This window comes from Microbispora sp. NPDC088329, from assembly GCF_040685655.1.
Taxonomy (GTDB): Bacteria; Actinomycetota; Actinomycetes; order Streptosporangiales; family Streptosporangiaceae; genus Microbispora.
Window position 1 is genome coordinate 97,536 of sequence record NZ_JBFBIP010000015.1, and the last position, 23,031, is coordinate 120,566.

Here is a 23,031-nt window from a genome sequence, read left to right on the forward strand (position 1 = left end):
CGCCGCGGCGAACCGCCGACGGCCCCGCACCCGGGCGCCGGATCCCCTATCGAAGGAGCTTTCTCGTGCCGATCCCGCCGAGATCGATGCGCAGCAGGACGATTCCCCTCATGAGCGCGGCACTGGCCCTCGCCGTGGCGGCCACCGCCGCGCCCGCCGCAGCAGCGGCCCCCGCTGCCGGCGCCGGTGTGACCGCCGTGGCGGCACCCACGCCTTCCCCCACCGGCACATCGGACATCCCGAACTCACCCGTGGGCGAGCAGCTTCGCTGGCTCCTGGCGGCGGCCGCCGCCCTTCCGGTCCCGGAGGACCAGATCAAGGCCCACTTCAGCGCCGCCTTCCTCTCGCAGGTTCCCCCGGCCCAGCTCAACGAGATCATGAAGAGCCTGGGCGGCGTACGGCTCGAGTCGCTGACCGCGGTCACGCCCACCGCCCTCTCCGGGGTGGTCACGACGGGTCAGGGACGTCTCGAGCTCTCCATGTCCGTCGACGGCGACGGGAAAATCGACGGCCTCCTGTTCGGCCTGGAGCAGCGCGAGGCGCCGCGGAGCTGGGCCGAACTCGACAGGCGTCTGCGTGTTATCGCGCCCCGCGTGGGGTTCCTGGCGGCCGAGGTCCGCGCGGACGGCACATGCCGTCCCGTGCACACCGTCGCACCCGACACCCCCCGGCCGCTCGCCTCCATGTTCAAGCTGTACGTGCTGGGCGCGACGGCCGAGCAGATCAGGAAGGGCCGGCTCTCCTGGGACACGCCCCTGACCATCCGGCCCGAGCTGAAGAGCCTGCCGAGCGGCACGCTCCAGGACCGTCCGGACAACAGCACGGTCTCCGTGCGGGAGGCGGCCAAGCTGATGATCTCCATCAGCGACAACACGGGCGCCGACCTGCTGCTCGACAAGGCGGGCCGCGCCCGGGTGGAGGCCCAGGTGCGCAAGTGGTCCGATCACGCGGCGCTGGACCGGCCGTTCCTCGCAACCAGGGAGCTCTTCCTCCTCAAGGCCGCGGACTACCCCCGCCTCGCGAAGAAGTACCTGTCGCTCGACCGCTCCCGGCGGTACCGCTACCTGGCCACCATCGTCGCGCGTACGCCGCTGACCGAGGTGCGGGTGTGGAACAAGCCCAGGGACATCGACAGGCTGGAGTGGTTGGCCTCTCCCCGGGATGTCTGCCGCGCCTTCGCCGGCCTGTCCGCGCTGAACACGCCGCCCCTCGGCGAGGCCATGTCCGCCAACGACGCCGGGCTCGGGCTCGACCCGAAGGCGTGGCCCACCGTCTGGCACAAGGGCGGCTCCGAGCCCGGGGTGCTCACCATGGGCTATCTCGCCCGTGACGCCAAGGGCAGGACGTACGTGGTGACCGCGCTCACCGGCGACCCCCGTACCGCACTGGACGAGACCTCGGCCGGGGCCGAACTGCAGGCCCTCGTCCGGGGCTCGTTCGCGATGCTCTCCGAAGGCCGCGTCAGGGGCTGAAGTCGCCCGCGGCGACGCGCAGGGTCCTGAGCAGGCCGAACATCTCGCTCAGCTCGGCGTCGTCGTACATGCCCATGCAGAAGCCCGCGTTCATCAGGTCGGCCGTGGCGCGCCGTACGACGTCCCGTCCCTCGTCGCTGATCTCGGCGAGCACGCCGCGGCCGTCGCGCGGGTTGCGCATGCGGCGGACCAGGCCGGCCCGCTCGAGGCGGTCCACGGTGTTGGTCACGCTCGTCGGGTGCACCATCAGCCGCTCGCCGATCTTCGACAGCGGGAGCGACCCGGCCCGGCTGAACGTGAGCAGCACGAGCGCCTCGTATCTGGCGAAGGTCAGGTCGTACGGCTTGAGCAGCGTGTCCAGTTGCGCCAGCAGGATCTGATGGGCTCTCATGATCGAAGTGACGGCGGCCATGGCGGACGACGGCCCGAACGTCGAACGCCAGGTCTCGGCCGCCCGCTCGATCGGGTCGAACGGGAGCTTGAGCGGCCGGGGGCCGCCCGTGGGCGGCGGCTCTGAGCTGGGCGGAACGGACACAGCGATATACGGTAGCGCGACGCCGGCCATGATCGACCGGCGCACCGAGCGTAACCGGATTCATTCCTTGACCCCAGAACTCCCCCCGTACGGGTCACGCTCCGTTATGGTTGCCACGTCGAAAGGTGAGGCGGCGGCAAACCCGGCGGCACGGGGAACCCCGTCTGCTAGAGGACGTCTCGCGGATCATGCCATGCGCGGCCCGCCCGGAATTCGGGTGGTCCGCCGGGCAACGGGGGTCTGTGGGGACGCGTCCGACGGCGGGCGAGGCGAGGCCGGCCGGTGAACCCAGCGCCACGGGGAACGGCGTGGGTTCGCGCACCGCTCACACAGACACGGGGGAGATTCTCAATGGACAGCATCGCTGTCCCGGCGCCGCATGCGCGCCGGACGTCGGCGGCGTGGCCATGGGCCGCGCCCTGCTGTGGGTGAGCATAGGGGCGGTTCACGCGGTGAGCTGAAACACGGCGCGCTGGTCGCGGCGACCGTGCTGCTCGTGCTGGCGCTCGTCGCCGCGTGGAGCGTCCTCATTCCCGGTTTCATGGACTGGGATGACATAGTGGCGGCCGTCATCGGCTCGCTGCGCCTGACAGGGCCGCTCGGAGCCGCGTTCGCGGCCTGGGTCGCGCTGCGCAGGCGTAGCGCCGAGAAGGGCCGCGTCCTTACGCCGTGGCGGGCCGCCAGGGCGCCGCTGTCGATCATCGCGGTCGTCACCGGCTCCTTCGGGGCGACCGTGCTGCTGCTCGGGCTGCGCGCCGCGCTGACCGGGCAGGGCGGGCCGCTGCTGCCCGGCGGTCTCGCGATGTCCGTCGCCGGGCTGGGGCTGTACGTCGTGGTCGGCTGGATCCTCGGCTGGCTCGTGCCGGTCGTCGTCGTCCCGCTGATCGCGGGAGCCGGCACGTACGGGCTGTTCACCTGGGTGGCCACCGGGCCCAACTGGGCCGACCGGCTCGCTCCCGCCGCCGGGGAGCCGTACGACCTGCTGTCGGGCGTGAGCGAGAGCGCCTACACGGACCAGACGCTCTGGCTGCTGGGTCTCAGCACCGCGCTGCTCCTCGGGTGGGTGGCCCTGGTGACCCGGCGGACGCTGGCGCTGGCCGCCGCGGTGATCGCCGTGCTGGCGGCGGGGACCGGTGCGGCCCGGCTCGTGACCGGGCCGCGGACGATGACGGTGAGCGAACGCCTCGTCTGCCAGGAATGGCCGATCAGCGTCTGCGTGCATCCGGCGCTTCGCGGGGGGCTGGCCGAGCTCGCCACCGTGTTCACCGCGCTCGCGATGCGCCTGAACGGCACGCCGGCGGCCTTCACGAGGGTCGAGCAACGGGCGTACGGCGAGCAGGACCCGGCGGGGCGGGGAGTGGTCGTCGTCCACCTCGACGACCTCGGGTCCGGGTACGCCCAGCGGGCGGCCACCGAGTTCCTCGACCGTCTGGCCCGTCCCTGCCCGGAAACCGCGGCCGCGGGCTACCGGGCCGTCGTCGTCGCCTGGCTGCGCGGCGTCTCGCCGCCCGGCGGACCGTCGCGCGAGCATCGCGAGGCGTCCGTGTGGTTCTCCGAACTGACCGAGGCCCAGCGGCGCGACTGGCTGCGCATGTTCTACTCCGACTTCGTGTCCTGCCGCCTTCAGGCCAAGCACTTCGGCGGCGGTACCCGGCCGGCTGAGCCCGTCGCGACGGGCTATCCGGTGAACTCCGCTCCCGCGTACGCGCCGCACTATCCGGTCGAACCGACATATCCGGGTACGGCCGTCGCGACCGGCATGGCGGCAGGCCCGGACGCCGGGGGTGAGCCGGGCATGGACCCGCTCGGCGGCGGAACCGGTCCGGGGTGGACCGGCCCGAGTCCGTCCGTTCCGGTATGGCCGTCTCCTCCCGCCGCGAGCCCCGCGGGCCAGGACCCGGCGGGCCAGGGCCCGATGGGACAAGGCCCGATGGGGCAAGGTCCGATCGGCCGGGGGTATCCGGATTCCTGGGGCGCGCCGAGCGGCGAGGGGGTCCGGAGAGGCGGTCCCTGGAGCCCCGGCAGGGCACGGCCGCGGCATCCCTGGCGGCCCGGCAGGACCGGCGACACCGCGTTTCCCGGTCGGTCCGGCGGCGAGGGCGCGAGCCCGTCGCCCTTCCCGGACCGGCCCGGTCGGCCGCGGCCCGGCGCCTCGCAACCCGGCCCGATGCAGCCTGGCCGTCTCCAGCCCGGAGGCCTCCCGGCACAGGGCATGACACAGGGCACGGGGAACGCGCCGGGACGCGGGCGGCCACCGGGGCAGGGCGGCCCCGCCATACCGGGAGGAACCGGCGGGAACGGCCGACCTGGCGGAAACGACGGTCAGGGCAGGGACGGCGGTCAGGGCGTGCGTCGCGCTCACCCGGAGCGCGTCCCCGGGTCCGGCGCCGCGTCCGGCCGTATCCGCGGCGGTGGCGGCCCGGCCGGCCATTCTCCCTGGGGTGGCGGGCGCGACGGGCACGTCGACGGCACCGGCGGTGCGTCAGGCCGTCTCCCCGGCGGTGGCGGCCCGGCCGGCCGCTCTCTCGGAGGCGGCGGGCGTGACGGGCACGTCGACGGCGCCGGCGGGCGCACCGACCGTGCCCGGCCCGCCACGGGCGACACCACCGGCGCCCGTGACGCGGATCCCCAGGACGGCCCCGGCGTGGCGGGCGTACCCGGCGCGCTCCTGGCCCCCGCCGCATAGCGCTCGACGGCCGAGCTCCCGGGCAAGGACTCCGGCCGTACGTGCCGCGCGTCCGGTCCGCGCACCCGGACGGCGGCGGTACGGCGGGAGGGCAGCGGTACAGCGGGAGTCACATCCGGCCCGCAGACCCGGACAAAAGTGGTGCGGCGAAGCGCGAGCGGCGTGCGGATGGGACGAAAAGACGGGTTTGGGAGGGCCGAAGCACGGCCCGGAGACAGACATGATCTTGCCGGGCGTGAGATCGCGGGAATACCGGGAAGATTCCCCCCGTGGACCGTCAGACCCGTCCCTCGTTCACGCCGGCCGCCACCGACGCCGCCGCCACCGACGCCCCGGCGAGCGCCGGGGCCCCCGCACGCCGCTCCCGGCGTGGCTGGCGGGTGCTCGCCGGCCTGCTGTTCGTGGTCCTGCTGCTCGTGGTCGGCGCCCGGCTGACCTGGTCCTGGCTCAACCCGCTGGGCGAGCAGACCATCGACCGCAGCGGCCCCGCGCTGCTCAGGTCGGTGCAGAACCTCAGCCGCTTCGAGGCCGCGACCGGCAACTTCCAGGTCATCGTCGACCTGGAGAAGGACGCGAAGTTCGTGCCCGACGCGATCAAGGGCTCCCGCACGCTCTTCGTGGGAGCCGGGAACGTCGACGCCTATGTGGACTTCTCCGCGCTGCCCAAGGACGCCTTCACGGTCTCCCCCGACCGCACGGCCGTGACGGTGCGGCTGCCGCACGCCGAGCTGGAGAAGCCCAACCTCGACAGCAAGCGGTCGTACGTCTTCGCCCAGGAGCGGGGCATCTTCGACCGGATCTCCGACTTCCTGTCGTCGTCGCCGCAGAACCAGCAGGAGCTCTATGTGCTGGCCGAGCGCAAGATCGCCGACGCGGCCGCCGCCAGTGACCTGCGCTCCCGGGCCGACCAGAACGCCAAGGCGATGCTGGAGGGCATGCTGAAGTCCCTCGGCTTCACGAAGATCACGGTCAAGTACGCCGGGGAGCCCTGACGCCGTCGCCGCCCTGACCCGTCGGCCGCCCGGATGCGAGAGCCGTACGGGATCGCGCTCGGGCCGGCAGCTCGGGCTTGGCAGCTCGGCCCGGCACGTCAGCGCAGCGCGGCGATGAGGTCGTCGGCGGCGGCGTAGGGATCGGTCTCCGCGGCGAGCAGCCGCTCGGCGAGCGTGTCGAGGCGGTCGCCGTGGAGCACGGCGAAGCGCGACCGCAGCTGGGCCAGCGCGACGGCCTCGATCTCGTCGCGGGCCCGGGCCAGCCGCCGCCTGCGGGCCTCGCCGGACTCCTCCAGGTAGGCCTGGTGCTTGTCCAGCGCGGCCAGCAGGTCGTCGGCGCCCTCGCCCTTGGAGGCGACGGTCGTGACGATCGGGGGCCGCCACGGCGTCTCGACGAGGCCCGTCATGTTCCGCAGCTCCCGCACGGTCGCCTGGACGCCGTCGCGGTCGGCCTTGTTCACCACCAGGACGTCGGCGACCTCGAGGATGCCCGCCTTGGCGGCCTGCACGCCGTCGCCCATGCCCGGGGCGAGGATGACGACGGTCGTGTCGGCCAGACGGGCGATGTCCACCTCGGCCTGCCCCACACCGACCGTCTCGACGAGGATCACGTCGCATCCGGCGGCCTCCAGCACGCGCAGCGCCTGCGGCGTGGCCCATGCGAGCCCGCCCAAATGGCCCCGGCTCGACATGCTGCGGATGAAGACCTCGGGGTCGGTCGCGTGGTCCTGCATGCGTACGCGGTCGCCGAGCAGTGCGCCGCCGGTGAACGGGCTGGACGGATCGACCGCCAGCACCCCAACCCTGCTGCCGCGCCTGCGGAACGCCCGGATGAGCATGCCGGTCGAGGTCGACTTGCCGACGCCGGGAGAGCCGGTCAGGCCGATGATCCTTGCGCTGTACGGCCGGGCGGCGCCGGTGGCGAGCTCCGCCATCGCCTCGCGCAGCGCCCGGCTCGTCTGGTTTGCCCCCGCGGGCCCGCCGCGGTCCTCCACGGCGTTCTCCACGGCGTGCTCGACAGCGTTCTCGACGAGCGAGATCAGCCGTGCCACGGCGCGCGGCCGTCCCAGCCGCGCCTGGCCGACAAGCTCACGGACGTCCACGTGCTGCTCCGCTCAGGCGCCGGGCGCGGGCACCCGGATGATCAGCGCGTCGCCCTGGCCGCCGCCGCCGCACAGGCCGGCCGCGCCGAGGCCGCCGCCGCGCCTCTTCAGCTCGTGGGCCAGGGTCAGCACGATCCGAGCGCCGGAGGCGCCGATCGGATGGCCGAGCGCGATGCCGCCGCCGTTGACGTTGACCTTGTCGAGCGGGACGCCCAGCTCCTTCGCCGACTGCAGCACGACCTGGGCGAACGCCTCGTTGATCTCCAGCAGGTCGAGATCGCCGACGGTCAGCCCCTGCTTGCCCAGCGCCTGCTTGATCGCGTTGGCGGGCTGGGACTGGAGCGAGTTGTCGGGCCCGGCCACATTGCCGTGGGCGCCGATCTCGGCCAGCCATTCGAGGCCCAGCTCCTCGGCTTTGGCGCGCGACATCACAACCACGGCGACGGCGCCGTCGGAGATCTGCGAGGCCGACCCGGCCGTGATGGTGCCGTCCTCGGTGAACGCCGGGCGCAGCTTCGCCAGGGCCTCGACCGTGGTGTCCTTGCGGATGCCCTCGTCGGCGGAGAACAGGACCGGTTCTCCTTTGCGCTGCGGCAGCGGCACCGGGACGATCTCGTCGTCGAACAGGCCCTTCTCCGTCGCCTCGGCGGCGCGCTGGTGCGACCGCGCCGAGAAGCCGTCCTGCTCCTCCCGGGTCAGGCCGAGCCTGGCGTTGTGGCGCTCGGTCGACTCCCCCATCGCGATCTGGTCGAACGCGTCGGTGAGCCCGTCGTGGGCCATCGCGTCCAGGATCCCGGCGCTGCCGTACTTCACGCCCTTGCGCAGGCCGGGCAGCAGGTGCGGCGCGTTGGTCATCGATTCCATGCCCCCCGCGACGACGACGTCGAACTCGCCCGCGCGGATGAGCTGGTCGGCCAGCGCGATCGCGTCGAGGCCCGACAGGCAGACCTTGTTGATGGTGAGGGAGGGCACGGTCATGGGGATGCCGGCCTTCACCGCCGCCTGACGCGAGGGAATCTGACCGGCCCCGGCCTGGAGCACCTGCCCCATGATCACGTACTCGACCTGGCCGGGGGACACGCCCGCCCGCTCCAGTGCGGCCTTGATCGCGATACCGCCCAGATCGACGGCGGACAGGTTCGAGAGCGAGCCGAGGAGCCGTCCGATCGGTGTGCGTGCTCCGGCGACGATGACGGAACCAGACATTGGGACCCTCCACTACGAGATCGGGGCGACGGTGTCACCATACCCAGGAGTAGTACGGCCGCCCGGACGCGGGCGGCGACGACGGGAACGGCGAAGGGAACCGGCGATGCTGCTGCGGATCGACCACGTTGGCGTGGCCTGTCACGACCTGGAAGAGAAGATCGAGTTCTACGAGTCCGTCTTCGGTCTGACCGTCGTCAGCCGGGAGGTGAACGAGGAGCAGGGCGTCCGCGAGGCCATGCTGCACGTGGCCGACGGCGACCGGGGCGCGTCGTACGTCCAGCTCCTCGAACCGCTGCACCCCGACACCGCGGTGGGCAGGTTCCTCGCCAAGCGGGGCGAGGGCGTGCATCATATCGGGTACGGCGTGGCGGACGTCACCAAGGCCCTGGAGGAGATCGGGGCGAAGGGCGTGCGCCTGATCGACGAGCGGCCCAGGCACGGGTCGATGGGAGCCTCGATCGCGTTCCTGCATCCCAAGGACGTGGGAGGGGTTCTCACCGAGCTCGTCGAGACGTCCAGGCGCTAGGCAAACGCAAGAAACGTTCATACGTAACAAGTCGCGCAGAAAGTCGGAGGGGGCCTCCAAGGCGGCAGTACCGGAGTACGCTGGCGTACCACCGGACGTGGACGCCACACCGGCTTCCTCGCCTCGGAACGACCCCCCGTCCGGCCCCTGTAGCCGTCTCGACAACCAGGATCGAGCCTCATGCAGTCCGACATCGACGCCCAGCTCAACAACTTCTTCGAGGACGCCCCATCTCGCGAATTCGACGTGGTGCTCCGGGGTTATGACCGGCACCAGGTCCACGACCACCTGAAGACTCTCGACACCGAACTGCGTCAGGCCAAGGAACAGGTCAGCGCCCTCCAGCGGGAGCTGTCCGACTCTCAGCGCCAGCTGCAGGAGCAGGAGCGGCCGACGTATTCAGGTCTCGGCGCCCGCATCGAGCAGTTGCTCAGGCTGGCGGAGGAGCAGGCTACCGAGCTCGTCCAGGCGGCCAGGTCGGAGGCGAACGAGATCCGCGCCGCCGCCAAGGTGGACGCCGCCGACCTGCGGGCGGCCGCGGAGAACGAGGCGGCCGAGAAGCGGGCGCTGGCCGCGCGCGAGGCCGAGGAGATGCGCAGCACCGCCGAGCGCGACGCCGAGGAGATCCGGTCGACGGCGAGGCGCGAGGCCGACGAGCTGACCGCCACCACCGAGCGCGAGGTCGCCAAGATCCGCGCCACCGCCGACCACGAGGTCGCGGAGAAGCGGGCGGACGCCGAGCGCGAGATCGCCAAGCTGCGAACCACGACCGAGCGTGAGGTCGCCCAGCTGCGGGCCTCGACCAAGCGCGAGCGCGACGAGGTGCTCACCACGGCCAAGCGTCAGGCCGACGAGATGCGGGCCCAGGCGCAGCGGATCCTGGAGGAGTCGGAGGCCAAGCGCGCCCAGGACGAGGCGGAGTTCGAGATCCAGCTCGCCGCCCGCCGGGAGGACGCCGAGCGCCAGGAGGCCGAGCGCCACGCCACCGCCCAGGCCAACACCCAGAAGCTGGTGGCCGAGGCCGAGCAGCGCGCCGCCACCGCCGAGCAGCGGGCCGCCAAGGCCACGCAGCAGGCCGAGCAGACCCGGCGCGAGGCCGACACCCACGCCAAGCAACTGCTGGCCAACGCCCGCAAGAACGCCGACCAGCTCGTTTCCGACGCCAAGGCCAGCGCCGACACGATCGTGACCGAGGCCAAGAGCGAGGCCGAGCGCACCCGTACGGCGATGCAGCGCCAGGTCGACGAGCTCACCCGCCAGCGCGACAGCATCACCAGCCACCTCGCGCAGCTCCGTCAGCTGCTCGGCGGCGCCCCGCTGCCGGGCATGGACGCGGAGCCGGCGCCCGTCACCGCGGCCCCGGCGAAGCCGGCTCTGTCGGCTCCGCCGGTCGTGGAGAAGCCGGCCGTGACCGCCACACCGGCCGTCGAGCCGATCAGCTCCACCAAGACCGACGACGACGCGGAGTGGTGGCAGGAGTAGCCACCGGCACATTCGGGGAGTTCGCGACGGCTATGTGAGCGGGGCCCGGCGCTGAGCGCCGGGCCCCGCTTCCGTGTCCGCACGCCCGCGGCTCCGTCGAGCCGTCGACCGTCCCTGCGGCCGGACCGGCGATCGGCCTCCGCCCGTCTTGTGCCGTGCCCGCCGCCTCGCATGGACGTACGCCGCATGCCGACGCGTGCGCCGGCCGCTCCCTACGTCAGCCGGGCCGCCGTCTGCCGGAACGCCTCCACGTCGCCGACGATCTCCTCGTGGCGGTCACGCGAGTCGTGCAGCCGCACGTAGCGCGCGGCGACCCGGTCCGGATCCCCCTCGCCCTCTCCCGCGACGAGCCGCGTGGCGATGGTGACCGCCGCGACGTGCACCCCGCGCGGGGCGAGCTGTGGCGCCAGCGCGAGCGCCCAGTTGCGCAGCCCGGCCATGGCCAGGCCCACGTCGCCCAGAACGGGCACCGGGACGATCGAGGACACTCCGGTGGTCACCAGGATCGTCCCCTCGCCTCGCTCGGTCATGTCCGGCAGAACCGCCCGCACGGCGGTGATCGCGCCGAGGACGTTCAGCTCGAACTGCGCGCCGGCCGACTCGGCCGTGGTGTCCACGGCCGCAGTGATCGGCGCCCCCTGCGGACCCGGGCCGTATTCGAGCACGTCGATCGGCCCGTACTCCTCCCGCACCCTTCCGAGCGCCGCCACGAGGGCGGTGCGGTCCCTGACGTCGGCGGGAAACCCCGCCGCCGTGATTCCCCGGGCTGCCGGCTCGGCGGCGTGCGACCGCAGCCGGTCGGCGTCTCTGGCCACGAGCGCGGCCCGGAAACCCCGGGCGCCGAACGCCCGGGCGACGGCCAGGCCGAGTCCCGGCCCGGCGCCCACGATCGCGATGGTCTTGCTCACAGCGCGTCCTTTCGCACAAACCATGGCGACCCGGCCGGATGCCGTCGGTTACTTTTCGTACGGCCCCATGGTCGGCAACGACACCCACCAGGGGCAAGACGGCACGTTTCTGTAAGCGGCGCACACGGAGGTAACCATTGACCGCGACCGGCGACGCCGTGACATGCCGGAGCGTGCTCCAGGTCTTCGGCATGATCGGCAACAAGTGGAGCCTGCTGGTCGTCGGCCGGCTCAGGAACCGCAGGCTCCGCTTCGGCGAACTGCAGCGCGAGGTGCCGGGAATCTCCCCAGCGCATGCTCACCGTGACCCTGCGGCAGCTGGAACGCGACGGCCTGGTCAGCCGCGCCGTCCACGCGACCGTGCCACCCAAGGTCGAGTACGAGCTCACCGCGCTCGGCGCGACCATGATCGAGCCCGCCCTGACCCTGGGCGCCTGGGTCATCGAGCACCTGGACGAAATCGGCGAACACCGGCGCCGCTACGACCTGGCCGCCCGCGAGGCCGGTGACACTCCGTGAACGCGGGTGCCTGCCGCCCTCTCAGACCAGGGACGTGACGAACTTCGCGACGACCCGGTTGAACTCCTCGGGCTGCTCGATGGCGGACAGATGGCCCGCCTTCTCGATGACGGCGAGCCGCGCCTCCGGGATGGCCTCCACCATCGCCCGGGCGTCCGGCAGCGGGGACAGCTCGTCCTCGTCGCCCACCACCACCAGCGCGGGCACGGTCAGGGACCGCAATGTGCCGAACGCGTCGGGCCGCCCGGCCATCGCCCGCTGGGCCCACGCGACGGCCGCGGGCGGCGCCGCCTGGACGAGCCCGCGTACGCGCCCGAGCACCATCGCCCTGCGTTCCTTGGTGGTCGCGCCGACCATCGGGGGCAGCGACTCGGTCACCAGGATGCCCGTGCCGCTCTCCAGGACCGCGGCGGCGATCCGCTCCCTGTTCGCCCGGGCCGGCTCGGGGTCGGCCTGGGCCTTGGTGTCGGCGAGGATCAGGCCGCGTACGCGGTCCGGATGGCGGCGGCACAGCGCCATCGCCACGTAGCCGCCCATGGACAGGCCGCCGATCACCGCACGGTCGACGCCCTCCTGGTCGAGCAGGTGCGCCACGTCGTCGGCCATGAGGTCGATCGAGGGCTCGTCGTCGCCGAGCACCGTGCCGCCGAAGCCGCGCAGATCCGGCGTGATCACCCGGCAGACGGGCGCGAGTCCCTCGCGCTGGGCGAGCCACATCGCGGAGGACAGGGGAAACGCGTGGAGCAGGACGACTGGCAGGCCGCTCCCGGCGGATCGCGAGTAGAGCTGCATCAGGTCACGGTAACGCGCCGCGCGCCCGCCGCCGTCCATCGTCACCGATTCGCGACCCCGCCACGTTCGTCCGTCACGCCCAGACCGTGCCGACCACGGCTCCGCCGGATCCCTCCGTCACGCTCAGACCGTGGTCGGGAGCGGCGCGGCGGCGGGATTCACGCGCGCGACGATCTCGTTCAGCACGATTCGCACGTACGGCTCGCCGACCCACAGGTGCTTGGCCCCCTCCACGCCGACGACCTCCGCCTGCGGCGCCGCCGTGAACCGGCGTACGGCCTCCTCGGGGCGCAGGTAGTCGTCGTGCTCCGGCACCAGGGCCACCAGAGGGCGCCCGAACTCGCCCCAGGCGGCGAGGTCCTTCTCGCTCGCCCTCTTGAGCGGCGGCGACAGCAGGATGGCGCCCCGCACGATCGGGTCGCGGCCCCACTTCAGGGCCAGCTCCGTGCCGAACGACCAGCCGAGCAACCAGGGATTCGGCAGGTCGTGGAAGTCGGCGTACTCCAGAGCGGCGGCGACGTCCCACCGCTCCCCCTCGCCGCCGTCGAAGGATCCCTGAGACGTGCCCCGATCGGAGGTCGTGCCCCGGGTGTTGAAACGCAGCACGGCGACGTCGGCGAGCGCGGGCAGCCGGTAGGACGCCTTCCGCAGCACGTGGCTGTCCATCATTCCGCCGTGGGTGGGCAAGGGGTGCAGGCAGACCAGCGTCGCCACCGGCGGCCGGCTCTGCGTCGACGAGCCGCCCTCCGGGCTCACTGGCAACGCCAATTCGCCGACGAGGGTCAGCCCGTCGGCCGTTCGCAGCTCGATGTCCTCGCGCCGGGCAGGCAGCACCGTGGACGCCCTGATGTCCATTCCCACTCCGAAAGCTCGTGTCAGTAACGGCTGCGGCCCGGACCCCGGTTGGCCCGGTTGCGCCAGCACGCGGTGTGCCAGTGCCGCCGCTCGTCCTCTCCCCCGGACCACGCCGGCCAACTCACCACATGCGGAAGCCCGGGCCTGATCTCCTGCTCGCATCCGGGGCAGCGGTACGCCTTGCCCTGGGCGGCGCCGGAGACGTTGCGGACCACCCAGTCGCCGTCGTGCGCGGTCTCGACCCGGTCCACTCCGGCCACGCTGGGACCCACCGGCCGTACGGCACTGCCGTCCGGGCGTTCGAAGGGGCCGCGGCGGCGGGCACGGCGGGGACTCACGGCGGACATCCTTCCGGGGGGTTCATGTCAGGCAGAACGGGAGATGACAGCCCATTCTTCCAGCACCGCTGAGGCGGCGTACGCACGGATGCGTTCGACCGAGGCCACCACGCGGAGCCGGGGCGAACGGGGCCTCTCCGGCCCGCACACCCGCTCACGCGCGACGGTCTGGCCGGGAACGACGGCCTTCGCATCCGCGCGTTCATCGCGCCGGGCCGGGCGACTCCTGCCGGGCCGGACGTCCGCGTCATGCCGGTCAGTGTCCCAGAAGGCCTCCGGACATCCGTATCCCCGGTAGGGTTGGCGCACATGCGGCTGGTCATCGCGCGGTGCAGCGTGGATTACGTGGGTCGGCTCACCGCCCATCTCCCCATGGCCCCCCGGCTCATCCTGATGAAGGCGGACGGCTCGGTCTCCATTCATGCCGACGACCGGGCGTACAAACCTCTGAACTGGATGAACCCGCCCTGCAAGGTCCGTGAGGAGACGATCGACGGCGTGCTCACCTGGTCGGTCGTGCACGGCAAGACCGGCGAGAAGCTCGTGCTGACGATCGAGGAGATCCTGCACGACTCCAGCCACGAGCTGGGGGTCGACCCGGGGCTGCGCAAGGACGGCGTCGAGGCGCACCTGCAGGAACTGCTCGCCGAGCACATCACCACGCTCGGGGACGGCTGGACGCTGGTGCGCAGGGAGTACATGACCGCCATCGGCCCGGTGGACATCCTGTGCCGCGACCACGTCGGCGGCACGGTCGCCGTGGAGATCAAGCGGCGCGGCGACATCGACGGCGTGGAGCAGCTCACCCGCTATCTCGAACTGCTCAACCGTGACCCGCGCCTGGCCCCCGTCAAGGGGATCTTCGCCGCCCAGGAGATCAAGCCGCAGGCGCGCGTGCTCGCCGCCGACCGGGGCATCGAGTGCGTGACGCTCGACTACGACGCCCTGCGCGGCATCGAGCCCGAGAACCCCACGCTGTTCTAGGCCGGGCGTACGGCGCCCGTCCCGTTGTCCTCCGGTTGTCCACCGTTCGGAGGACAACCAAGTCCACCGGCCGTTGGTGCCGCGCGAGCCGTACGGACGCGAATCTTGATCCATGACGACAGCGGTGAAAGTGCGCGGCCTGACCAAGCGCTACGGCGACGTGCAGGCCGTCGGGGGCGTCGACCTCGACATCGACACGGGCGAGGTGTTCGCGATCCTCGGGCCGAACGGAGCCGGGAAGTCCACCACGGTGGAGATTCTGGAGGGCCACCGGCGGCGGGACTCCGGTGAGGTGAGCGTGCTGGGCGTCGACCCGGGCAGGCCGACCCGCGAGTGGCGGTCCCGGCTCGGCGTGGTGCTCCAGACGGCCAACGACGTGGCCGAGGCGACGGTGCGGGAGACGATCCGGCACTTCGCCGGTTACTACCCCAACCCGGCCGACCCCGACGAGGTTATCGAGCGGGTCGGCCTGACCGAGAAGGCCGGCAAGCGGATCCGGCAGCTGTCCGGCGGCCAGCGGCGCCGCGTGGACGTGGCGCTGGGTGTGATCGGCAACCCGGAGCTGCTCTTCCTGGACGAGCCGACCACCGGGTTCGACCCGGAGGCGCGCCGCCAGTTCTGGGGTCTGATCCAGAACCTGGCCCACGCGGGCACCACGATCGTGCTGACCACTCACTATCTGGACGAGGCCGAGGCGCTGGCCAATCGGGTGGCGGTGGTGGCCCGCGGCCGGATCGTCGCCGAGGGCACGCCCGCGACCCTGGGCGGGCGGACCACCGCCAAAGCCACGGTCCGCTGGGCGGGCGGTTCTGTGGAGACCGACACCCCGACCAAGACCGTGCTGGAGCTGAGCCGCCGGTTCGACGGCGAGATCCCCGAGCTGGCCGTGACCCGGCCATCCCTGGAAGACATCTACCTCCGCCTGATCGAGGACTGAGCCCTCCCCCGGGCACGACCTCCCGCCCCGACTCCTGCCGTCTCCCCGAGGCATGCGTACTTCCGTGTGAAGCGGACCCTTCTTGCCGGCGCGAAGCCCGCACCTGCCGGCTCCACCCCCCTCAGCGAGGACTGCTGACTGCCATGACCGAAATCGCCGCACCGCCGGCCGCGACGGCCGCCCCCGCCGCAATGCCCTCCACCCTCCGCGTGGGGCTGTCCCGAGCGGCCCTGGAGACCAGGATGTTCTTCCGGGAGAAGGACGCGGTCCTGTTCACCTTCTCGTTCCCGATCATCCTGCTGGTGATCTTCGGGTCGATTTTCTCCGACCAGGTGGAGGGAACCGGCCTGAGCGTCTCCCAGCTCTACGTGGCCGGCCTGATCGGCTCGGCCACCATGACGGGTTTCCAGAACCTCGGCATCGGCATCGCGATGGACCGGGAGGACGGGACGCTCAAGCGGCTGGCCGGGACGCCCATGCCGCCCGCGGCGTACTTCATCGGCAAGGCGCTGAACACGCTGTTCGTGTCCTTCCTCCAGGTGGCCATCCTGCTGGCCATCGGGGTGGCGATGTTCGATCTGACGCTGCCCTCCGCCGCGTCGAGCTGGCTGACCTTCGCCTGGGTGTTCGTGCTCGGAGTGCTGGGGTCGTCGCTGCTCGGCGTCGCGGTCAGCAGCCTGCCCCGATCGGGCAAAAGCGCGGCCGCGGTGATCACGATGCCGTTCGTGGTGCTGCAGTTCATCTCGGGGGTGTTCATCCCGCTCAACCAGCTTCCCGACACGCTGGCGCGGATCGCCTCGTTCTTCCCGCTCAAGTGGATGTGCCAGGGTTTTCGGTCCGTCTTCCTGGGTGACGCCGGTGCCACACTGGAGCTCGCGAAATCGTACGAACTCGGCCGGGTCGCCCTCGTCCTGGGCGCGTGGCTCATTGGAGGGCTGCTGCTGTGCCTGACGACCTTCCGCTGGAAGGGGCGGCGCGACGGATGAGCGACACGGCGGATTGGCCGCGCGGGTTCGCGCGGCCGATGCGCCTGTTCACCCGGCAGAGCGCGGATCCGGCCGGGCCGCACGTCTGGCACCGGCTGCTCGGCTGGGAGATACTGCTCGCCGCCTCGACCCTGATTCCGGCCGTGTTCATCGCCATGGAGGATCTCCCCACGTGGCAGCGGGTCGTCGCCCCCGCGTCGATGACGGCGATCCCCCTGCTCTACGTGGTGTTCGGCCGGCCCGCGATCAGGAACGGCCACCGGCGCCGGGGCGTCGTCTATCTCGTCCTGCTCATCGCCTTTTTCACCCCGGCGGTGCTCATCGAGCCGTCGGCGTCGGTAGCGCTCTTCGGGCTCTGCGCGCAGTGCTTCATGGTGCTGCGAGCACGCTGGGCGATCGTCGCCCTGATCGTGCTGAATCTGCCTGTGGCCATGCACTACCTGGCTGAGGGAGACCAGCGGACCTCGTTCAACTTCCTGTCCGTCATCACCCTTGTAATCCTCTTTTCCGCGATTTTCGGTGCCTGGATGGAGCGGATCATGGAGCAGAGCAAGGAACGAGCCGCGCTCATTCAGGAGCTGGAGGCCCAGCGGGCCGAGGTGGCCCGGCTCTCGGCCGAGCATGGTGCCATGGCCGAGCGGGAGCGCCTGGCCGGCGAGATCCACGACACCCTGGCTCAAGGGTTCACCAGCATCATCATGCTGCTCCAGGCGGCCGAGGCGCAGCCGGACCCGTCCCGCCACGTGGCGCTGGCCGTACGGACCGCTCGGGAGAACCTGGCCGAGGCCCGGGCGTTCATCAGCGTGCTCAGCCCCGCCCCTCTCGACGGCCCGAGCCTGGACGAGGCGCTGCACCGGCTGACCGATCGGCTCGGTGAGGAGACCGGGGTCGAGACGCGATTCTCCGTCACCGGCGAGCCGCGCCCGCTGCCCCGCCCGGTGGAGGTCGTGCTGCTCCGGGCGACACAGGAGGCCCTGTCCAACGTACGCAGGCACGCGGAGGCGGGCCGGGCGGAGGTCACGGTGGCCTACCGGCCGGAGTCGGTCGCCCTGGAGGTCCGCGACGACGGGCGCGGCTTCGACGCCTCGGCCACCGGCGGGTACGGCCTGCGCGGGATGCGCGGCCGCGTCGAGCAGGCCGGTGGATCCGTCACGGTGACGAGCGCGCCCGGCGCGGGCACCCTCCTGGAGGTCTCCGTGCCCATCGGTGCGGCCGGCGCCGCCGTGGCCGTGGAGCCGGTCACGGCGGAAACAGCCGCCATGGAAGCAGCCACCCGTACGACCCCTGCCGCGAAGACGGCCGACGCCCGCCCCACCGATTCCGGAGTGTGATCCGATGCTGCGCCTGATGATCGTCGACGACCACCCGGTGGTGCGGGAAGGGCTGCGCGGGATGCTGGAGTCCGACCCGGGGATCACCGTGGTGGGCGAGGCCGCATCGGGCGACGAGGCGGTCGTACGGGCCCGGGATCTCACCCCCGACGTGATCCTGATGGACCTGCGGATGCCGGGCGGCGACGGGGTGAGCGCGACCGCCCGCATCCTGACGGACCGGCCGGAGAGCCGGGTGATCGTGCTGACCACCTACGAGACCGACCAGGACATCGTGCGCGCGGTCGAGGCCGGGGCCACCGGATACCTGCTGAAGGACACCTCCCGGGCCGACCTGCTGACCGCGATCGCCGCGGCGGCGCGGGGCGAGACGGTGTTGTCGCCGTCTGTGGCGACCCGGCTGGTGACGCGGATGCGGGCACCCGTGGCCGAGTCGCTGTCGCGGCGCGAGACCGAGGTGCTGGCGCTGGTCGCGCGGGGGCTGACCAACGCCGAGATAGGCCGGGAGCTGTTCATCAGCGAGACCACGGTGAAGACGCATCTGCTGCGGGTCTTTTCGAAACTCGGCGTCTCCGACCGCACCGCCGCGGTCACGACCGCGCTTGCCCGAGGCTTGCTGTAATTGCCGATGCAATTGCAGCGAAAGATGTGTGTCCCGTTCGGTAAGACTGCTGACCCCTTGACAGCAATGTCAAGCAATTCGGCATCTTTGGCATAGCCGGGAGGCCCTTATTCATCGACACTTCCACAAAAAGGATCTTGCGCTCATAATGTGAGTTCTGGGGGGACCATGACTCGTGAGGTGAAAAGTGGCGGGACGGGACTATCGGGGGATGTCGGCTGCCGAAAGGCTGGCCGACAGAAGAGAACGACTGGTGACGGCGGCTTACACCTTGTTCGCCCAACCCGGCTTCCACGCCACCACCATCGAACGGCTGTGCGCGACCGCACGCATCTCCAACCGCGCCTTCTATGAGTGCTTCTCCAGCCGGGAAGACCTGATGCGGGCCGTCTACGAGCGTTGCATCGAGGAAACCCTGACCGCCGTGGCGGAGGCCATCGACAGGGCGGGACCGACGCTCGACGACCGAATCGTGGCCGGCATCGGCGAGTACGTCCGCTTCGTCACGAAGGACGTACGGCGTGCCCGAGTGATGCATCTCGAGGTGCGCCGGGCGGGCAACGTTCTCAGCGGAGCCAGGCAGCAGGCGGTGGCCGGATTCACCAAAATCATCGAAAGTTCGGTGCAGGACGTCTCCCGCCCGCCGTCGATCGACATCCATCTGCTGGCGCTCGGCCTCATCGGGGCGATCACCGAGTTACTCATCGAGTGGGTGCTGGCCGACCCCGCGCCGCCCACCGAGCAGCTCATCGAGACGTCGGTGCACATCTTCCGCCGCACGTTCACACCCTGAGGACGCCGGGCACCGACGTCCGGAGAGCGCGCCGGGGCTTCAGATCCAGCCCATCTCCCGGGCGGTCCGGATCGCCGTGATCCGGTTCCCCGCGCCCAGCTTGGTGATCGCGTTGGACAGGTAGTTGCGTACGGTTCCCTCGGTCAGGTGCAGCGCCGCGGCGATCCGGGCGATCGAAGCGCCCTCGGCCGCCAGCGCGAGAGCGTCACGTTCCCGCTGGGTGAGCGGGCACTCTCCGGCCGTCATGGCCGCCCCAGCCAGCTCCGGGTCGAGGTACCGGCTCCCGGCGTGCACCTTCCTGATCGCCGCGGCGAGTTCCTCGGCCGGTGCGTCCTTGGGGATGAAACCACGCACCCCGGCCGCGAGGGCACGCCGCAGATATCCGGGGCGGGCGAAACTGGTCAGGATCAGCATGGCCCGGCCCGGCAGGCTCTCCGCCACCGAAAGCCCGTCCATGCCCGGCATCTCGACATCCAGCACGATCACGTCCGGATCGTGCTCCCGCACGGCCTCGGCGACCTCGTCTCCACGCCCCACCTGGGCCACGACCTCGATGTCCGGCTCGAGCCCGAGGAGCGTCGCGATCGCCACCCGGATCAGCCGCTCGTCGTCGGCGAGCAGGACGCGGATCACGCTCTCACCTCGATCTGCCCCTCGGCCTCGGCTGACTGGGCGGCATCCGCGGATGCGGCGGGCGGCGCTTCCCCGCGGGCTCGGGTGACGGGCAGCGGGGCGACCGCGCGCAGCGTGAACTCCCCCGATCCGGTGGGACGCGCGGTCAGCGTCCCACCGATCTCCGCCATGCGCTCGGTCAGCCCGGTCAGCCCGTTGCCCCCCTTCCCCACGCCGGGAGCGTCCTGCGCGACCCCGTCGTTGCGCACCTCCAGCACCGCCTCCTTCTCGGAATGCCGGACGAGAATGTCGCACCGGGTGGCCGAGCTGTGCCGCAGCACGTTCGTGGCCGCTTCGCGAACCACCCAGGCGAACACCGGAGCGACGTCGTCCGGCACCTCGCGGTAGGGCAGATGGAGATGGCAGCCCACTCCGCCGGCCTCCAGCGCCCCGCGCACCGCGCCAAGCTCCGCCGTGAGATCGGGCCTGCGGTAGCCGCTGACGGCCTCGCGCAGCTCGCGCAGCGCCGTACGGGCCAGGCCCCGCACGGAGCTCATCTCCTCCCCCGCCGCGGTCGCGTCCACGGCGCTCAGCCGTACGGCGAGCTCGCTCTTCACGGCGATGGCCGAGAGCTGGTGCCCGACCAGGTCGTGCAGGTCCCGGGCGAAGCGCAGGCGTTCCTCCGCGACCGCCAGCCGTGCCCGGGCCTCCCGGCCGGCGTGCGCCTCCTCGGCGAGCCGCCAGATCCACACCCACAGCCGGTTGGCCCAGGGGAAGAGACCGCAGTTCAGAACCACGGCGACGACCATCCCGACGATCATGCCGGTCCTGGTGGCGTCGTCGATCGCCGTGGTGTCCACGGGCATCAGCGGCTCGCTCCCGGCCAGCACCGCCGTCACGGCCAGCAGTGAAAGGACCGCGGCCGTGCCCGCTGCAAGCGCGAACGCGGTTCTGCGCCGCACCCCGAGCGCGGCGACCGAGAGCCACACGAGCGGCAGGAGTAGCCACCCCATGCCCCTCACGCCGTCCACCAGCGCGACGGCCAGGGCGACGGCGCCGCTCATCACCACGTCCCTACGGGCGTAGCGGTGATCGAGGACCGCGTTGACGATGCGGACGTAGAGCCAGCTGAAGACCACCAGCCCGGCGCACGCGAACGCTGCCCGGACCCACCCTCTCGTGCCTTCGGCGAGCCCGGCCAGCGTGTAGATGACGGCGATGAACGCGAAGATGGCGAGGGTCGCGTAGAGCATCAACTTGACGTTTCTGCGCGCCCGCCTCAGGCCGTCGTCCACCATGTCGCCCATCTTCCGGGGATTCGCCGATTTTATCGAGTGCCGGACTACCGGGACCGGACAACCTCGCTCAGCCGCACTCTGGCCCCTGTGCGGAGCACGGCGCGCTCGTAGACCCGGGCGGCGAAGACCACCGTCCCCGCGACCGCCACGGCCATCAGAACGCCCGACACCAGAACCTCCCAGACGGGGATCTCGGCCGCGGTGGCCCTCACCGGCATCACCATCGACGAGAACGGCGGGACGTACGACACGATGGTGGCCACCAGGCTCGTGGGTTCCTTGGCCGCGTAGAACGCGACGGCGTACGACGCGAACATCGTCATGGTCATCGGCGTCAGCACGTTGCCGACCTCTTCCTGCCGGGAGATGAGCGAGGCCAGCGCGGCGGCGACCGCGGCGAAGAACGCGTAGCCGAGCACGAACCACACGACGATCCCGGCCACGATGCCGGCCATCCCCGGCGGGAAGTCGACCGCCAGGCCCGAGGCGAAGGCAGCGCCCAGCCCCGCGACCAGGACGACGGCCAGATTGATCAGACCGACCACGCCGAGGCCGAGGACCTTGCCGCCGAGCAGCTGCCAGGGCCGCACCGACGTGAGCAGGATCTCGACGATCCGGCTGCCCTTCTCCTCCACCACGCCCATGGCGACCATCATGGGCGTCCCGACGACCAGCATGAACAGGATGAGCACCAGCATGAACGCCAATTGGGAGCGCGTCTCGTCATAGCGCGTGTCCCCGCCGATCGACTCCATGCTCAGCGGCGTGGTCCGCACCCCCGCCGACTGGATCTGCGCCTCCCGGTGGGCCGACTGCAGGATCAGCCCGAGCTGGTCGTCGATCTTCCCGTCGGACAGCACCCTGGTGTTCCCGACCAGCGCGGCGTCCACGTCCTCGTCGAGCACGGCCCGCCTGGCCGCAGCCTCGTCGGAGTAGCTCCGCCACTCGATCTCGATGTCACCGCCGTCCGGAACGTCCAGCTTCTGGCTGGACACCAGGCCGATCGTGTACGAGTCGGGCCCGCCGAGCAGCTTGGGCGCGAGCGTGATCCCGACGATCAGCACGACCGTGACGACGAGCCCGACGAGGAACCCCTTGGTCCGCACCTGGGTCCGGATCTCACGCCCGGCCACCAACAGCATGCCGTTCACGCCACGGCCTCCCTGAAGATCTCGGTCAGCGTCGGACGCTCGACGCCGAAGTGCTCGACTCGTCCCGCCTCGACGGCGGCCCGCAGAATCCGCTGGTCGTCCCCTTCGCCGACGATCAGCACGTCCCTGCCGTTCTCCACGCTCAGCTCGCCGGGCAGCCCGGCCGCCCAGCCGGGCTTCGCGTCGGCCACCACGACCCGCAGCCGCCCCCCGGCCGCGGCCCGCAGCTCGTCGGCGGTGCCGGAGGCGACCATGCGGCCGGCCGAGACGATCCCCACCGAGTCGCAGAGCCGCTCGACCAGGTCGAGCTGGTGACTGGAGAAGATCACCGGCACACCCCCGCGGGCGCGCTCCTGCAGCACCTCCGCCAGGGCGTCGACGGCCAGCGGATCGAGCCCGGAGAACGGCTCGTCCAGGATGAGCACGTCGGGGTCGTGGACCAGAGCCACCGCGAGCTGCACCCGCTGCTGGTTGCCGAGCGACAGCGCCTCGACCGCGTCGCCGGCGCGCTCGGTGAGCCCGAGCCGCTCGATCAGCTCGTCGGCCGCGCTGCGTGCCGCCTCCGGGGAAAGCCCGTGCAGCCGTCCGAAGTAGCCGATCTGGTCGGCCACCTTCATCTTCTGGTAAAGGCCGCGTTCCTCCGGCATGTAGCCGAAGCGCCGCCGCTCGGCGAAGCCCAGCGGGCCGCCCTTCCAGCGGACCTCCCCCTCGTCCGCCTGCAGGACTCCCATCACGATCCGCATCGTCGTGGTCTTGCCCGCGCCGTTCGCGCCGACGAACCCGAACATCTCGCCCTGGCCGACGGTGAAGCTCACCCCGTCGAGTGCCCGTTTCACCCCGCCGAACGTCTTGCGCAGATGAGATATCTCCAACATGCGCCGATCATCCCGCCGGTCCGCA

23 protein-coding genes and 1 pseudogene are annotated in these 23,031 nt (G+C 71.6%); 13 read left to right on the top strand and 11 right to left on the bottom strand.

Annotation, left to right across the window (positions count from 1 at the left end; genetic code table 11):
- Nucleotides 1-110: 110 nt before the first annotated feature.
- Entirely contained in the window at nucleotides 111-1,472 is a 1,362-nt protein-coding gene (locus tag AB0O28_RS25805; protein WP_363644345.1) for a serine hydrolase, read from the top strand.
- On the opposite strand, the gene AB0O28_RS25810 is transcribed toward AB0O28_RS25805, so the two are convergent.
- Nucleotides 1,462-2,007 (bottom strand): MarR family transcriptional regulator, encoded by a 546-nt coding sequence (locus tag AB0O28_RS25810; RefSeq protein WP_363644347.1) that lies wholly within the window; start codon nucleotides 2,005-2,007, stop codon nucleotides 1,462-1,464. The two genes, AB0O28_RS25805 and AB0O28_RS25810, sit on opposite strands and share 11 nt — an antisense overlap.
- Nucleotides 2,008-2,431: 424 nt before the next feature.
- Here AB0O28_RS25810 and AB0O28_RS25815 point away from each other — a divergent pair, with 424 nt between their 5' ends.
- A complete protein-coding gene (locus AB0O28_RS25815; protein ID WP_363644349.1) occupies nucleotides 2,432-4,693 on the top strand; it encodes a hypothetical protein in 2,262 nt (753 codons plus the stop codon).
- Nucleotides 4,694-4,962: 269 nt separating this feature from the next.
- On the top strand, nucleotides 4,963-5,685 hold the full coding sequence (locus AB0O28_RS25820; RefSeq protein WP_363644351.1) for a DUF4230 domain-containing protein: 723 nt from the start codon (nucleotides 4,963-4,965) through the stop codon (nucleotides 5,683-5,685).
- A 98-nt stretch (nucleotides 5,686-5,783) separates the two neighbouring features.
- Here AB0O28_RS25820 and meaB read toward each other — a convergent pair whose 3' ends face one another.
- On the bottom strand, nucleotides 5,784-6,788 hold the full coding sequence (gene meaB, locus AB0O28_RS25825) for a methylmalonyl Co-A mutase-associated GTPase MeaB (RefSeq protein ID WP_363644353.1): 1,005 nt from the start codon (nucleotides 6,786-6,788) through the stop codon (nucleotides 5,784-5,786).
- A 12-nt stretch (nucleotides 6,789-6,800) separates the two neighbouring features.
- A complete protein-coding gene (locus AB0O28_RS25830; protein ID WP_363644355.1) occupies nucleotides 6,801-7,994 on the bottom strand; it encodes an acetyl-CoA C-acetyltransferase in 1,194 nt (397 codons plus the stop codon).
- A 106-nt stretch (nucleotides 7,995-8,100) separates the two neighbouring features.
- On the opposite strand from AB0O28_RS25830, the gene mce reads away from it, so the two are divergent.
- Together mce and AB0O28_RS25840 are read left to right on the top strand one after the other, a co-directional pair.
- Complete coding sequence (mce, locus tag AB0O28_RS25835) at nucleotides 8,101-8,523, top strand: methylmalonyl-CoA epimerase (protein ID WP_363644357.1); 423 nt, start codon at nucleotides 8,101-8,103, stop codon at nucleotides 8,521-8,523.
- 180 nt (nucleotides 8,524-8,703) lie between these two features.
- Complete coding sequence (locus tag AB0O28_RS25840; protein ID WP_363644359.1) at nucleotides 8,704-10,005, top strand: DivIVA domain-containing protein; 1,302 nt, start codon at nucleotides 8,704-8,706, stop codon at nucleotides 10,003-10,005.
- 212 nt (nucleotides 10,006-10,217) lie between these two features.
- Here AB0O28_RS25840 and AB0O28_RS25845 read toward each other — a convergent pair whose 3' ends face one another.
- Nucleotides 10,218-10,913, bottom strand: coding sequence for an SDR family NAD(P)-dependent oxidoreductase (locus tag AB0O28_RS25845; protein WP_363644361.1), 696 nt, complete (start codon nucleotides 10,911-10,913; stop codon nucleotides 10,218-10,220).
- Between the two features lie 191 nt (nucleotides 10,914-11,104).
- On the opposite strand from AB0O28_RS25845, the pseudogene AB0O28_RS25850 reads away from it, so the two are divergent.
- Nucleotides 11,105-11,152: pseudogene (locus AB0O28_RS25850) on the top strand (hypothetical protein); the annotation flags it as partial.
- Between the two features lie 55 nt (nucleotides 11,153-11,207).
- A complete protein-coding gene (locus AB0O28_RS25855; RefSeq protein ID WP_363644363.1) occupies nucleotides 11,208-11,432 on the top strand; it encodes a helix-turn-helix domain-containing protein in 225 nt (74 codons plus the stop codon).
- A 21-nt stretch (nucleotides 11,433-11,453) separates the two neighbouring features.
- On the opposite strand, the gene AB0O28_RS25860 is transcribed toward AB0O28_RS25855, so the two are convergent.
- The 3 genes from AB0O28_RS25860 to AB0O28_RS25870 form a co-directional block, all read right to left on the bottom strand.
- Nucleotides 11,454-12,224, bottom strand: coding sequence for an alpha/beta fold hydrolase (locus tag AB0O28_RS25860; protein ID WP_363644365.1), 771 nt, complete (start codon nucleotides 12,222-12,224; stop codon nucleotides 11,454-11,456).
- Nucleotides 12,225-12,347: 123 nt separating this feature from the next.
- The gene (locus AB0O28_RS25865) at nucleotides 12,348-13,079 is read right to left on the bottom strand and encodes an alpha/beta hydrolase (protein ID WP_363644367.1); all 732 of its coding nucleotides are present in this window, start codon (nucleotides 13,077-13,079) and stop codon (nucleotides 12,348-12,350) included.
- 20 nt (nucleotides 13,080-13,099) lie between these two features.
- On the bottom strand, nucleotides 13,100-13,417 hold the full coding sequence (locus AB0O28_RS25870; protein WP_363644369.1) for an ATP/GTP-binding protein: 318 nt from the start codon (nucleotides 13,415-13,417) through the stop codon (nucleotides 13,100-13,102).
- A gap of 309 nt (nucleotides 13,418-13,726) precedes the next feature.
- Between AB0O28_RS25870 and nucS the strand changes: the two genes are divergently transcribed.
- The 6 genes from nucS (at nucleotide 13,727) to AB0O28_RS25900 (ending at nucleotide 19,070) form a co-directional block, all read left to right on the top strand.
- On the top strand, nucleotides 13,727-14,401 hold the full coding sequence (gene nucS / locus AB0O28_RS25875) for an endonuclease NucS (RefSeq protein ID WP_363644371.1): 675 nt from the start codon (nucleotides 13,727-13,729) through the stop codon (nucleotides 14,399-14,401).
- A 112-nt stretch (nucleotides 14,402-14,513) separates the two neighbouring features.
- A complete protein-coding gene (locus AB0O28_RS25880; RefSeq protein ID WP_363644373.1) occupies nucleotides 14,514-15,338 on the top strand; it encodes an ABC transporter ATP-binding protein in 825 nt (274 codons plus the stop codon).
- Nucleotides 15,339-15,481: 143 nt separating this feature from the next.
- Nucleotides 15,482-16,324, top strand: a complete 843-nt coding sequence (locus AB0O28_RS25885) for an ABC transporter permease (RefSeq protein WP_363644375.1) — start codon at nucleotides 15,482-15,484, stop codon at nucleotides 16,322-16,324.
- The gene (locus AB0O28_RS25890) at nucleotides 16,321-17,655 is read left to right on the top strand and encodes a sensor histidine kinase (protein ID WP_363644377.1); all 1,335 of its coding nucleotides are present in this window, start codon (nucleotides 16,321-16,323) and stop codon (nucleotides 17,653-17,655) included. Before AB0O28_RS25885 ends, AB0O28_RS25890 begins: the two co-directional genes overlap by 4 nt.
- 4 nt (nucleotides 17,656-17,659) lie before the next feature.
- Nucleotides 17,660-18,277, top strand: coding sequence for a response regulator transcription factor (locus AB0O28_RS25895; protein ID WP_363644379.1), 618 nt, complete (start codon nucleotides 17,660-17,662; stop codon nucleotides 18,275-18,277).
- Nucleotides 18,278-18,488: 211 nt separating this feature from the next.
- Nucleotides 18,489-19,070, top strand: a complete 582-nt coding sequence (locus tag AB0O28_RS25900; protein ID WP_363644380.1) for a TetR/AcrR family transcriptional regulator — start codon at nucleotides 18,489-18,491, stop codon at nucleotides 19,068-19,070.
- A gap of 39 nt (nucleotides 19,071-19,109) precedes the next feature.
- Here AB0O28_RS25900 and AB0O28_RS25905 read toward each other — a convergent pair whose 3' ends face one another.
- The 4 genes from AB0O28_RS25905 to AB0O28_RS25920 are packed head-to-tail and all read right to left on the bottom strand — an operon-like array spanning nucleotide 19,110 to nucleotide 23,006.
- Entirely contained in the window at nucleotides 19,110-19,703 is a 594-nt protein-coding gene (locus tag AB0O28_RS25905; RefSeq protein WP_363644382.1) for a response regulator transcription factor, read from the bottom strand.
- Nucleotides 19,700-20,980, bottom strand: a complete 1,281-nt coding sequence (locus AB0O28_RS25910) for a histidine kinase (RefSeq protein WP_363644384.1) — start codon at nucleotides 20,978-20,980, stop codon at nucleotides 19,700-19,702. Before AB0O28_RS25910 ends, AB0O28_RS25905 begins: the two co-directional genes overlap by 4 nt.
- 44 nt (nucleotides 20,981-21,024) lie before the next feature.
- Nucleotides 21,025-22,122 (bottom strand): ABC transporter permease, encoded by a 1,098-nt coding sequence (locus tag AB0O28_RS25915; protein WP_363644576.1) that lies wholly within the window; start codon nucleotides 22,120-22,122, stop codon nucleotides 21,025-21,027.
- A gap of 5 nt (nucleotides 22,123-22,127) precedes the next feature.
- Nucleotides 22,128-23,006: an ATP-binding cassette domain-containing protein gene (locus AB0O28_RS25920; protein ID WP_363644386.1), complete on the bottom strand. Its 879-nt coding sequence runs from the start codon at nucleotides 23,004-23,006 to the stop codon at nucleotides 22,128-22,130.
- Between the last annotated feature and the right edge of the window lie 25 nt (nucleotides 23,007-23,031).